9 protein-coding genes and 1 pseudogene are annotated in these 12489 nt (G+C 70.3%); 9 read left to right on the top strand and 1 reads right to left on the bottom strand.

The genetic code is table 11. The features are described 5' to 3' along the window. Nucleotides 1-233 precede the first annotated feature (233 nt). Nucleotides 234-1259 (top strand): lipase family protein, encoded by a 1026-nt coding sequence (locus G537_RS0107970; protein WP_026869668.1) that lies wholly within the window; start codon nt 234-236, stop codon nt 1257-1259. Between the two features lie 10 nt (nt 1260-1269). Here G537_RS0107970 and selD read toward each other — a convergent pair whose 3' ends face one another. Further along, the gene (selD, locus tag G537_RS0107965; protein ID WP_051248145.1) at nt 1270-2349 is read right to left on the bottom strand and encodes a selenide, water dikinase SelD; all 1080 of its coding nucleotides are present in this window, start codon (nt 2347-2349) and stop codon (nt 1270-1272) included. A gap of 259 nt (nt 2350-2608) precedes the next feature. On the opposite strand from selD, the gene G537_RS45715 reads away from it, so the two are divergent. The 8 genes and pseudogenes from G537_RS45715 to selB all read left to right on the top strand — a co-directional run. Next, nucleotides 2609-3208 (top strand): molybdopterin-dependent oxidoreductase, encoded by a 600-nt coding sequence (locus tag G537_RS45715; protein ID WP_245578980.1) that lies wholly within the window; start codon nt 2609-2611, stop codon nt 3206-3208. Between the two features lie 12 nt (nt 3209-3220). Next, a complete protein-coding gene (gene fdnG, locus G537_RS0107955; RefSeq protein WP_483790109.1) occupies nt 3221-5698 on the top strand; it encodes a formate dehydrogenase-N subunit alpha in 2478 nt (825 codons plus the stop codon). Nucleotides 5699-5711: 13 nt separating this feature from the next. Next, complete coding sequence (gene fdxH / locus G537_RS0107950; RefSeq protein ID WP_026869664.1) at nt 5712-6653, top strand: formate dehydrogenase subunit beta; 942 nt, start codon at nt 5712-5714, stop codon at nt 6651-6653. Beyond that, nucleotides 6650-7360, top strand: a complete 711-nt coding sequence (locus tag G537_RS0107945) for a formate dehydrogenase subunit gamma (protein ID WP_026869663.1) — start codon at nt 6650-6652, stop codon at nt 7358-7360. The genes fdxH and G537_RS0107945 overlap by 4 nt, the downstream gene beginning before the upstream one ends. 52 nt (nt 7361-7412) lie before the next feature. Continuing rightward, entirely contained in the window at nt 7413-8327 is a 915-nt protein-coding gene (gene fdhE / locus G537_RS0107940; RefSeq protein WP_026869662.1) for a formate dehydrogenase accessory protein FdhE, read from the top strand. A gap of 1 nt (nt 8328) precedes the next feature. Continuing rightward, the gene (selA, locus tag G537_RS0107935; protein WP_026869661.1) at nt 8329-9759 is read left to right on the top strand and encodes an L-seryl-tRNA(Sec) selenium transferase; all 1431 of its coding nucleotides are present in this window, start codon (nt 8329-8331) and stop codon (nt 9757-9759) included. Nucleotides 9760-9817: 58 nt separating this feature from the next. Beyond that, entirely contained in the window at nt 9818-10549 is a 732-nt protein-coding gene (locus G537_RS0107930) for a tetratricopeptide repeat protein (protein ID WP_245578979.1), read from the top strand. Next, nucleotides 10546-12381 (top strand): annotated as a pseudogene (selB, locus tag G537_RS0107925) (selenocysteine-specific translation elongation factor); the annotation flags it as partial. The gene G537_RS0107930 and the pseudogene selB, both read left to right, overlap by 4 nt. Between the last annotated feature and the right edge of the window lie 108 nt (nt 12382-12489).

The raw sequence follows: 12489 nt of genomic DNA, 5'->3' as shown, positions 1-12489 counted from the left end.
GTCTTCAGTTTATTCCGGATCGGCATAAGGATCGTCCGCATGAACTTGTGCTCATCCGGAATCCGCAAAGCATCCTTCGTCTTGGATTCGCATCGGAAACAACTCGGTTTTAGATAAATTTTACGCAACTGAAAGTCGTTGACGCTCTTTCTTTTTCAGGCGGTCATGATGGCCCGGCCCGTTCGTCGCGGATGGCCGGAGGGAGGATCCGCCAAGCGGACAGAGGGGGCATCATGACGCCGGAGGCGATGAAGCAGGCTGCCGCCCAGGGCAGCCCGGCCGACATCTTCGCGATCAGCTATCTCCAGCTCTGCCAGATCTCCTATTTCAAGCCGGAGGAGATCGCGACCGCCGTCGGCAGCATGCCGCCGCCGGGAGAGATGGCGCCGAACCCCGCCATCGGCAACTGGAGCGTGGTCTGGGGGCCGGCCAAGGACTGGGACGACAGCAACCTCGCCTATGCCGCCGCCTATATCGACGCGCCGACCGGCCTGCCGGTGCTGCTGGCCGTGTGCATCCGCGGCACCGACGTCAATGTCGGCGATCCCTGGGGCATCCTGAAGCAGATCTTCGAGGACCTCGACGTGCCCAAGCAGGTGGCGCTGCCCTGGGCGCCGGACGATCCGGCCCGGATCGCCGACGGCACCCTGTCGGCGCTGAAGGTGATCGAGGGGCTGAGCTGGGAGAACCAGAGCCTGTCGGACTTCGTCACCGGCTATCTGGGCGACCCGGCGAACCAGACGCCGGTGCTGGTGGTGACCGGGCACAGCCTGGGCGGCTGCCTGACCACGGTGGCCGCGCCCTGGCTGCAGAACCTGCTGCAGACCGCCGGCGTCCCGGCCCCGATCGTCCCGGCCACCTTCGCCGCGCCGACGGCGGGCAACGCCGATTTCGCCACGCTGTTCCAGAGCAGCTTCAGCTACGCCCCGCGCTACTGGAACGCGATGGACATCGTGCCGCGCGCCTGGTGGGACCTGACGGGCATCGAGACGATCTACCAGCCGTGCAACCTGACCCCGCCCTGGGAGGTGCAGGACGGGCTGAGCTATTTCGAAAGCAAGCTGCAGGGCGTCAGCTACGTCCAGCCGGCGGAGGACAGCACGGAGCTGCCGGGGGCCTGCGACAGCTCGGCCGGCGACTGGATCGACCAGGCCGGCATCCAGCACAGCACCGTGACCTACATGAACATGCTGGGCGGGGTGAACATCCTGCCGCCCCATTCGATCCCGCCGATCGTCATGTACAAGCCGCGCGGCTAGAGCCCGCCGCTCAGCCCTCGATGCGGACACCGGCCGGGCCGGCCTCGACCACGCCGATGCGGCGGGCGGCCGGGTGGCCGGCGGCGACGATGCGGGCCAGCAGCGCATCGGCCCGGTCCGCCGCGCAGGCGACCAGCAGCCCGCCCGAGGTCTGCGGGTCGGTCAGCAGGTGGCGGCGCCAGTCCGGACAGTCCGGCGGCAGCGTCACCTCCGCCCCGTAGCTGGCCCAGTTGCGGTGCGAGGCGCCGGTGACGAAGCCGTCCCGCGCCAGCATCTCCGCCTGGGCGAACAGCGCCGGCCCGTCGCCGCGGATCGCCAGGGCGGCGCCGGCGCCGCGCGCCATCTCCAGCGCATGGCCGAGCAGGCCGAAGCCGGTGACGTCGGTGACGGCGTGCACCGCCTCCTCCCGCCCCAGCTCGGCGCCGATGCGGTTGAGCTGCGTCGTGCTGGCGATCATCTCGGCATAGCCCTCGGGCGACAGCACCTGCTTCTTGAAGGCGGCAGAATAGATGCCGACGCCGAGCGCCTTGGTCAGGATCAGCGCGTCACCGGGCCGCGCGCCCGAGTTCCGGCGCAGCTCCGACGGCCGGCAGGTGCCGATCACGGCCAGGCCGTAGATCGGCTCCGGCGCGTCGATCGAGTGGCCGCCGGCGACCGGGATCCCGGCCTCGGCGCAGATCGAGGCGCCGCCGGCCAGGATCTCGCGCACCGTCTCCGCCGGCAGCTTGCCGAGCGGCATGCCGAGGATGGCGAGCGCGAAGATCGGCTGGCCGCCCATGGCGTAGACGTCGGAGATGGCATTGGTGGCCGCGATCCGCCCGAAATCGCGCGGGTCGTCGACCACCGGCATGAAGAAGTCGGTGGTGGCGATGACGCAGCGGTCGTCGTCGAGCTGCCAGACCGCCGCGTCGTCGCCGGTCTCGGTGCCGACCAGGAGCTGGCGGAACGGCGCCGCGGCCGGCTGGCCGGCCAGCAGCTCCTGCAGCACGGCGGGGGCCAGCTTGCAGCCGCAGCCGCCGCCATGCGCCAGGCTGGTCAGCCGGACAGACGGGGCTGCATCCGTCTCGGTGCGATCGGAGGAACTGGTCATGGTCGGGCTCGCGCAGGCGCTGGTGAAGGCACGCGACGATTAGACGGTGCGCTTCGGTGCACGGTCAATCCGGGCGTGCACGATCACCCGCGCGACCGCGGGCCGCGGCAGCTGTTGAGAATCATTATTAACCCTTTGAAAACTTTGTCCTATTCATCGAGTCGACGGACCATCGTCCCTTTGACATTGGAACCCTTCCAAGCGTAGCATTTCTCCTAATTCGATATGTCTTTTGCGGAACAGGCTTCGGGAGGTCCAGATGGACATGAAGCTCTCGCGCCGCGGCTTCCTGAAAGGGGCCGGCGCGGGTGTGGCGGGCACGACGCTCGGGGCCTTCGGCTTCGGCGATATCGAGGCGGCCTACGCCGCGGCGATCAGGCCGTTCAAGCTCGCCAACACCACCGAGACCCGCAACACCTGCACCTATTGCTCGGTGGCCTGCGGCATCATCCTCTACTCGAAGGGCGACCTCCGGAAGGGCGAGAAGGCCGAGATCACCCATATCGAGGGCGACTCCGACCACCCGACCAACCGCGGCACGCTGTGCCCGAAGGGCGCGGCCCTGCTGGACACGGTCAAGTCCGCCCAGCGGCTGCAATACCCGATGCTGCGGCGCCCGGGCTCGGACAAGTTCGAGCGGATCTCCTGGGACGAGGCGCTGGACAAGATCGCCCGCGCCATGAAGGACGACCGCGACGCCAACTTCATCGCCAAGAACAAGGACGGGGTGACGGTCAACCGCTGGCTGACGACGGGGTTCCTCGCGGCCTCGGCGACCACCAACGAGACCGCCTTCTGCACCTACAAGGTGGTGCGCAGCACCGGGATCGTCGCGTTCGACAACCAGGCGCGCGTCTGACACGGCCCGACGGTGGCGAGTCTCGCCCCGACGTTCGGCCGTGGAGCCATGACGAACTCCTGGACCGACATCAAGAACACCGACCTCGTCATCATCATGGGCGGCAACGCCGCCGAGGCCCATCCCTGCGGCTTCAAATGGGTGACCGAGGCCAAGGCCAACCGCGGCGCCAAGCTGATCGTCGTCGACCCGCGCTTCACCCGCTCGGCGTCGGTGGCGGATTTCTACGCGCCGATCCGGCAGGGCACGGACATCGCCTTCCTCTTGGGCCTGATCCGCTACTGCATCGAGAACGACAAGGTGCAGTGGGAGTATGTGAAGGCCTTCACCAACGCCAGCTACGTGGTCAAGGAGGGCTTCGGCTACAGCGACGGCCTGTTCACCGGCTATGACGAGCAGAAGCGCGACTACGACCGGTCGAGCTGGGACTACGAGATCGGCCCCGACGGCTATGCCGTGGTCGACGACACGCTGCAGCACCCGCGCTGCGTGTGGAACCTGCTGAAGCAGCACGCCGCCGTCTACACGCCGGAGATGGTCGAGCGCATCTGCGGCACGCCGAAGGACAAGTTCCTGAAGGTGGCCGAGATGGTCGGCGAGACGTCGTCGCCGACCAAGGCGATGACGTCGATGTACGCGCTGGGCTGGACGCAGCACTCCAAGGGTTCGCAGAACATCCGCGCCATGGCGATGCTGCAGCTGATCCTGGGCAACATCGGCATCCGCGGCGGCGGCATGAACGCGCTGCGCGGCCATTCCAACATCCAGGGGCTGACCGATCTGGGGCTGATGTCGAACCTGCTGCCGGGATATCTGAACATCCCGCAGGACAAGGAGCGCGACTTCGCCACCTACATGTCGACCCGCGGCTACAAGCCGCTGCGGCCGAACCAGATGAGCTACTGGCAGAACTACAAGAAGTTCTTCGTCAGCTTCCAGAAGTCGATGTGGGGTGCGGCGGCGACGCCGGAGAACGACTTCGCCTATGACTGGCTGCCGAAGCTCGACGTCTCCGGCTACGACGTGCTGCGGGCCTTCGAGCTGATGCACCAGGGCAAGATGAACCTCTATTTCTGCCAGGGGTTCAACCCGCTGCAGGCCTTCCCCGACAAAGCCAAGCTGGCCGAAGCGCTGGCCAAGCTGAAGCTGCTCGTGGTCATGGACCCGATCGAGACCGAGACGGCGCGGTTCTGGGAGAACCACGGCATCTACAACGACGCCGACCCGGCCAAGATCCAGACCGAGGTGCTGCAGCTGCCCACCACTTCCTTCGCCGAGGACGAGGGGTCGCTGGTCAATTCCGGGCGCTGGCTGCAATGGCACTGGCCCGGCGGCTCGCCCCCGGGCGAGTCCAAGACCGACGTCTGGATCCTGTCGCAGATCCATCTGCGCCTGAAGGAGCTGTACAAGACGGAGGGCGGCGCCTTCCCCGACCCGATCCTGAACCTGAACTGGGCCTATGCCGACCCGAACGAGCCGACGGCCGAGGAGCTGGCGAAGGAGATGAACGGGTCCGCTCTGGTCGACCTGTTCGACCCGACGGACCCTAGCAAGAAGATCCTCGAGGCCGGCAAGCAGGTGCCGAATTTCGGGGTGCTGCGCGACGACGGGTCGACCGCCTGCGGCTGCTGGATCTATGCCGGCTGCTTCACCGAGGCCGGCAACATGATGGCCCAGCAGGACAATTCCGACCCGGACGACACCGGCACCTTCCCGAAATGGGCGTTCTCCTGGCCGGCCAACCGGCGGATCCTGTACAACCGCGCCTCCTGCGACCTCTCGGGCAAGCCCTGGGATCCGGCCCGCAAGATCATCGAATGGGACGGCAGCAAATGGGCCGGCTACGACGTCCCCGACATCGCCCCGACGGCGAAGCCGGAAGATGTCGGGCCCTTCATCATGAACCCGGAAGGCGTGTCGCGCCTGTTCACCCGGGGCATGATGCGGGACGGCCCGTTCCCGGCGCATTACGAGCCGTTCGAGAGCCCGGTCGCCAACCCCGTCGCGCCGAAGGTGCGGGGCAACCCGGCGGCGCGGGTGTTCGCCGACGACTTCGCCCAGTTCGCCGACATCGCCTCGCCCGACTTCCCGTACGCCGCGACCTCCTACCGGCTGACGGAGCATTTCCACTACTGGACCAAGAACAACCACGTGAACGCGGTCCTGCAGCCGGAATTCTTCGTCGAGATCTCGGAGGAGCTGGCGGCGGAGAAGGGCATCGCCAAGGGCGGCTGGGTGCGGGTGTGGTCGAAGCGCGGCTCGGTCTTCGCCAAGGCGGTGGTGACCAAGCGGATCCGGCCGCTGACCTGCGACGGCAAGACCGTCCACATCGTCGGCATCCCGATCCATTGGGGCTTCGTCGGCGCCGCCAAGAAGGGCTTCGGCGCGAACGTCCTGACGCCTTTCGTCGGCGACGCCAACATCGAGACGCCGGAGTTCAAGGCCTTCTGCGTCAACATCGAGGCCTCATCCGGGCCGCCGGTGGCGTAAGGGAGGAGAGACCATGTTTCCCCCGATCCCCAACCCCACCGTCGCCCCGACCGCCCCGAAATTCGGCGAGAAGGACCTGATCCGGCGCTCGGCCTCCACGATCACGCCGCCGGCCGAGCGGCAGACCGAGGTGGCGAAGCTGATCGACGTGTCGAAATGCATCGGCTGCAAGGCGTGCCAGTCCGCCTGCGTCGAGTGGAACGACACGCATGAGCCGGTCGGCGAGAACATCGGCGTCTACGACAATCCGCACGACCTGACGCCGGACATGTTCACGCTGATGCGGTTCACCGAATGGGAGAACCCGGAGACCCAGAACCTCGAATGGCTGATCCGCAAGGACGGCTGCATGCATTGCGAGGACCCGGGCTGCCTGAAGGCGTGCCCGTCGCCGGGCGCCATCGTGCAGTACTCGAACGGCATCGTCGATTTCGTCCACGAGAACTGCATCGGCTGCGGCTACTGCATCAAGGGCTGCCCGTTCAACATCCCGCGCATCTCCAAGGTCGACCACACGGCGTATAAATGCACCCTCTGCTCCGACCGGGTCGCGGTCGGCCAGGGCCCGGCCTGCCAGAAGGCGTGCCCGACCCAGGCCATCGTGTTCGGCACCAAGGACGAGATGAAGGAGTGGGCGGACTTCCGGATCAAGGACCTGAAGTCCCGCGGCTTCGAGAATGCCGGGCTGTATGACCCGCCGGGCGTGGGCGGGACCCATGTCATGTATGTGCTGCACCACGCCGACAAGCCGGAGATCTATGCCGGCCTGCCGAAGGATCCGCAGATCAGCCCGGTGGTCGAGGCCTGGAAGGGCGTGACCAAGGTCGTCGGGCTCGGCGCCATCGGCCTCGCCGCGGTCGCCGGCGTGCTGCACCACATCTTCGCCGGCGCCAACCGCGTCACGCCCGAGGATGAGAAGCACGCCGAGGAGCTGACGGAGGAGCGACGCTCATGACCGCCGCTGCCGACCGCCGGCCGGACGACGTTTTGCCGGGCGACGACGTCCATCCCGGCAAGCCGGTGATCGTCGACCGCTACACGGTCGGCGCCCGGATCAACCACTGGATCACGGCCACCAGCCTGGTGCTGCTGGCCCTGTCCGGCCTGGCGATGTTCCATCCCAGCCTGTTCTTCCTGAGCGCGCTGTTCGGCGGCGGGCAGATGACGCGGACGCTGCATCCCTGGATCGGCGTGGTGCTGTTCTTCTCCTTTGCCGGCCTGTTCATCCGCTTCTGGAAGGCCAATCTGTGGAAGAGCGAGGACAACACCTGGCTGCGCCGGGCGCGCGACGTGCTGGCCGGGCGCGAGGAGAACCTGCCCGAGCTGGGCAAGTACAATGCCGGCCAGAAATTCGTGTTCTGGGGCATGTCGTTCCTGATCATCGTCCTGATCGCCAGCGGCTTCGTGGTCTGGGACCAGTACTTCTATCCGTTCACCACGATCGAGCAGAAGCGCATCGCCATCCTGGTGCACGCCCTGGCGGCGGTGGTGATCATCTGCGTCTGGATCGTCCACGTCTATGCGGCGATCTGGGTCCGTGGCACCATCGGCGCCATGACCAAGGGCCGGGTGACCGGCGGCTGGGCCTGGCGCCACCATCGCAAATGGCTGCGCGAGCTGGTGGCGCGGCGGCCCGGCGCCGACAAGAAGGCGGCCGAGTAGAACGCAGAGACGAGTCCCGCATCACGTGGCCCGTCGGGTTCGTGAGGAGTGAATGACTGAGAAACCGGCCAGGCCCGACCCGACCGTGATCGGCGAGGTCGCGGCCCCGCCCTTCGCCCGCCTTCCCGACCCGCTGCAGCTGTTCGTCGACCGCGCCCTGCGGCTGCGGACCCTGGCCGCGCGCAGCGAGATCGGCCCCTATCTGCGCTTCCTGTCCGATCTGGCCGAGATGCAGTACCGGATCCAGGACGAACTGCCCGAGCCGGCGATGCCCGACGGGGCGGCGCCGGCGCGGGCGCGCACCCATGCGATGCCGCCGCTGGACCGGGCCGGCTTCGCGCCGGACGCGGCCTTCGAGGCGACCTTCGACCGGTTCACCGGCGCCGCGGCCGGGATCGCGATGCCGCCGGCGGCGGCCGGGGCGCTGGGCCGCGTGCGCGCGGCCGGCCCGGCCCAGCGTGACGGCATGCTGCGCGCCGTCCTGTCCGGCGCGATCCCGGCGGACGCCATGGCCGAGCACGCCTTCGCGGCGGCGGCGCTGCAGGTGCATTTCGCCCGCATGGCCGCGCGGCTGGACGCCGCGGCGCTGATGCCGGTGGGCGACGGCGCCTGCCCAAGCTGCGGCAGCCCGCCGGTCAGCAGCATGGTGGTCGGCTGGCGCGGCGCGCACGGCACCCGCTTCTGCGCCTGCAGCCTGTGCGGCACCTGTTGGCACCATGTCCGGATCAAATGCGTGCTGTGCGGCAGCACCAAGGGCATCGGCTATCAGGAGGTCGAGGGCGGCGCCGGCACGGTGAAGGCCGAGACCTGCGACAGCTGCCACCGCTATGTGAAGGTGCTGTACCAGGTGAAGGAGGCGGATCTGGAGCCGGTGGCCGACGATGCCGCGAGCCTCGGCCTCGACCTGCTGATGCGCGAAGGCCCGTACGAGCGCGGCGGCTTCAACCCGTTCCTGCTGGGCTACTGAGATGGCCGGCGACGCCGCCCGCCCCTCCCCTGCCCGCCTGCGCGATCTGCCCTCGGTCGACCAGGTGCTGAAGACCCCGGCCGCGGCGACGGCGCTGGCGGCGTTCGGTCATGCCCAGACCGCCGCCGCGATCCGCGGCGCCCTGGCGATGGCGCGCGAGGCGGTGCGCGCCGGATCGCCGGCGCCGGATGCCGAGAGCGTGGCGGCGACCGCCGCGACGACGCTGGCCGCCGGCGCCCGGTCGACCCAGCGGCCGGTGTTCAACCTGACCGGCACGGTGCTGCACACCAATCTCGGCCGCGCCCTCTTGGCCGAGGCGGCGGTCGAGGCGGCGGTCGAGGCCATGCGCAGCCCGGTGTCGCTGGAATTCGACCTCGAGACCGGCCAGCGCGGCGAACGCGACGACCATCTGCGGGATCTCCTGCGCGAGCTGACCGGGGCGGAGGACGCAACGGTCGTCAACAACAACGCGGCGGCGGTGCTGCTGGTGCTGAACACGCTCGGCCAGGGCCGCCGGTCGATCATCTCGCGCGGCGAGCTGATCGAGATCGGCGGCGCCTTCCGAATGCCCGACATCATGGCGCGCGCCGGCACGGTGCTGACCGAGGTCGGCACCACCAACCGCACCCATCCGAAGGACTATGCGGCGGCGCTGGGGCCGGAAGCCGGGCTGGTCCTGAAGGTCCACACCTCGAACTACCGCATCGCCGGCTTCACCGCCGAGGTGACGGCGCGGGAGCTGGCGCCGTTGGCGCGGACGCACGGCATCCCGCTGGTGTACGACCTCGGCTCCGGCACCCTCGCCGATCTCACAGCCATCGGCCTGGCGCATGAGCCGACGGTGCGCGAGGCCGTGGCCGAGGGCGCCGACCTCGTCACCTTCTCCGGCGACAAGCTGCTGGGCGGGCCGCAGGCCGGGTTCATCGTCGGCCGCGCGGATCTGATCGCCGCGATCAACCGCAACCCGATGAAGCGGGCCCTCAGAGTCGACAAGATCCGGCTGGCGGCGCTGGAGGCGACGCTGCGGCTGTACCGCGACCCGGCCCGGCTGGCCAACCGCCTGCCGACGCTGCGTCTGCTGGCGCGCAAGGTCGAGGAGATCGAGGCGCAGGCCGGACGGATCCTGCCCGCCGTGGAGAAGGCCCTGGCCGGCCGCGCCGCGGTCGAGCTCCGGTCCTGCACCAGCCAGATCGGCTCCGGCGCCCTGCCGCTCGAGACCCTGCCGAGCGCCGCCCTGGCCCTGATCCCGCCGGGCGACAGCGGACGGGCGCTGACCGCCCTCGCCGCCGACCTGCGCGGCTTGCCGGTGCCGGTGATCGGCCGCATCGCCGACGGCGCGCTGCTGCTGGATCTGCGCTGCCTGGAGGACGAGGCCGGGTTCCTGGCGTCGCTGGCCGCGATCAACCCCGGAGCGGGCCATGGGCTGGCTTGACCGCCTTCGCACGACTCGGGCGGAGCCGGCGGCCCCCTCGCCCACCGTCGCGGAGCGGATGGCAGCTGCCACCGCGGCGGCGAGCGCCGGCGATCACGCCACAGCCCTCGCCATCTGGGAGCCGCTGGCCCGCGAAGGCGTGGCCCGGGCGCAGAGCAATGTCGGCGCCTGTTTCGCCGAGGGGCTGGGCGTCGGCCGCGACCCGGCGCTCGGCGCGCGCTGGCTGAGCCTGGCGGCGGAGGCCGGCGATCCCATCGGCCAGCGAAATCTCGCGACACTGTATTTCCGCGGCGATGGCGTGGCGCGAGACGACCGGCGGGCGGCCGCGCTGTACCGCGCTGCAGCCGAACAGGGCGACGCCGCGGCGCAGGACATGCTGAGTTGGATGCTGGTCGAGGAGGGCGGCGCCGTCTTCGACCCGGCCGAGGCGCGGCTGTGGGCGCAGCGCGCCGCGGACCAGGGGATAGCCACGGCGATGACGCGGCTGGGTATGCTGCACCACAACGCGCTCGGCGTGGCCCGCGACCCGGCCGAGGCCGTTCGCTGGTGGCGCATGGCCGCCGATCGCGGGGACCCCGACGCGCAGTCCATGCTCGGCGCGGCCTATCACCTGGGATCCGGCGTGCCGGCGGATCCGGTCCAGGCGCTGGCTTGGCTGATGCGGGGCGGCGCCGGCGGCAGCGCGCTCGCCGGCCGCTTTCTCGGCGCGGCCCGGGCCGCGCTCGATCCCGCCGGGATCGCGGAGGCCGAGGCCCTCGCCCGCCGTCCGCTGCCGGAGGCGACGCCGTGATCATCGGCACCGCCGGCCATATCGACCACGGCAAGACCGCGCTGGTGCGGGCGCTGACCGGCGTCGACACCGACCGGCTGAGGGAGGAGAAGGCCCGCGGCATCACCATCGATCTCGGCTTCGCCTACCAGGCGACGCCGACGGGCGAGGTGCTGGGCTTCATCGACGTGCCCGGCCATGAGCGGCTGGTGCACACCATGCTGGCCGGTGCCTCCGGCATCGATTTCGCGCTGCTGGTGGTGGCCGCCGATGACGGCGTGATGCCGCAGACGCGCGAGCATCTGGCCATCATCGACCTGCTGGGCATTCCCCGCGGCGTCGTCGCGCTGACCAAGGCCGATCTCGCCACCGCCGACCAGCGCGCGGCGGTGGCGGCGGAGATCCGCGCCGCGCTGACCGGCACCGCGCTGGCCGGGGCCGACATCCTGCCGGTTTCGGCCGTCACCGGCGAGGGCGTCGCCGAGCTGGGCGACCGGCTGGCGCTGGAGGCCATGGAGTTCGCCGGCCGGGAGGCGGCGGGACGGTTCCGGCTGGCGGTCGACCGGTCCTTCACCCTGCGCGGCGCCGGCACCGTCGTCACCGGCACGGTGCTGTCGGGATCGGTCGCGGTCGGCGACCAGCTGGTGGCCAGCCCGTCCGGCCTGCCGGTGCGGGTTCGATCGATCCACGCGCAGAACCGCCCGGCCGAGCGCGGCCGCGCCGGCGAGCGCTGCGCCCTGAACCTGACCGGCGATCGGGTGTCGCGCGAGGCCTTCGCCCGCGGCGACGTCGTGCTCGACCCCGTGCTGCATGCGCCGACGGACCGCGTCGACGCGACGCTGCGGGTGCTGCCGGGCGAGCGCAAGCCGATCGGGCAGTGGTTCCCGGTGCGCTTCCACACCGCCGCGGTCGAGGTCGGGGCGCGGATCGTGCTGCTGGGCGACGACCCGATCCCGCCGGGCGGCGAGGCCTTCGTGCAGCTGGTGCTGGACCGGCCGATCGCGGCCGCGGCCGGAGACCGCTACGTCGTCCGCGACACCTCGGCCCAGCGCACCATCGGCGGCGGGCGGCTGATCGACCTGCGCGCCCCGACGCGCAAGCGGCGGGGGCCGGAGCGCCTGGCCCAGCTGGCCGCCCATGCGCTGGACGATCCCGAGGCGGCGCTGGCCGCGCTGCTGGCCGTGCCGCCGCGCATGGCCGACCTCGCCGCCTTCGGGCGGGACCGGGCGCTGGGGGCCGCCCGGCTGGACGAGATCGCCGAGCGGCTCGGCCTCGTCCGCCTCGCCGTGGGGGAGCAGCTGTTCGTCCTGACCGCGGACGACTGGACGCGGCTGACGCAGGGGCTGCTGGAGACGCTCGACGCCTTTCACCGCGACAACCCGGACCTGCCGGGCATCGGCTTCGAGCGGCTGCGCCTGCAGTCGCAGCCGCGCCTGCCGGCGCCGGCCTTCTCCGCCCTGCTGCGGATGCTGGCGCGGGCCGAGCAGGTGGCGCTGGACGGCGCCTGGGTCCGGCTGACCGGGCATGAGGCGCATCTGACCGAGGCCGACGAGGCGCTGTGGGACGAGATCCGCCCGCGCCTGGGCGGTACCGCCCGGTTCCGGCCGCCGCGGGTGCGCGACATCGCCGGCGAGACCGGCATCGACGAGGCGGAGGTCCGGCGGCTGCTGAAGCGGGTCGGCCGCATGGGCCGGATCGACGAGGTGGCGCACGACCATTTCTTCCTGCGCCCGAGCGTGGCCGAGATGGTCGAGATCCTGTGCCGCCTGGCAGAGGCCGCGCCGGAAACCGGCTTCACCGCGGCGCAGTTCCGTGATCAGGTGGACAGCGGCCGCAAGGTTGCGATTCAGATCCTGGAATTCTTCGACCGCCACGGGGTGACGCTGCGGCGCGGCGACCTGCGGCGGCTGAACCGGCACCGGCTGGACCTGTTTCGCCCGCCGGGCGGCGATAAGCCATTC

Origin of the sequence: Inquilinus limosus DSM 16000, assembly GCF_000423185.1 — a bacterium.
GTDB lineage: Bacteria > Pseudomonadota > Alphaproteobacteria > DSM-16000 > Inquilinaceae > Inquilinus > Inquilinus limosus.
This window is presented reverse-complemented; position numbering and strand designations above follow the sequence as displayed.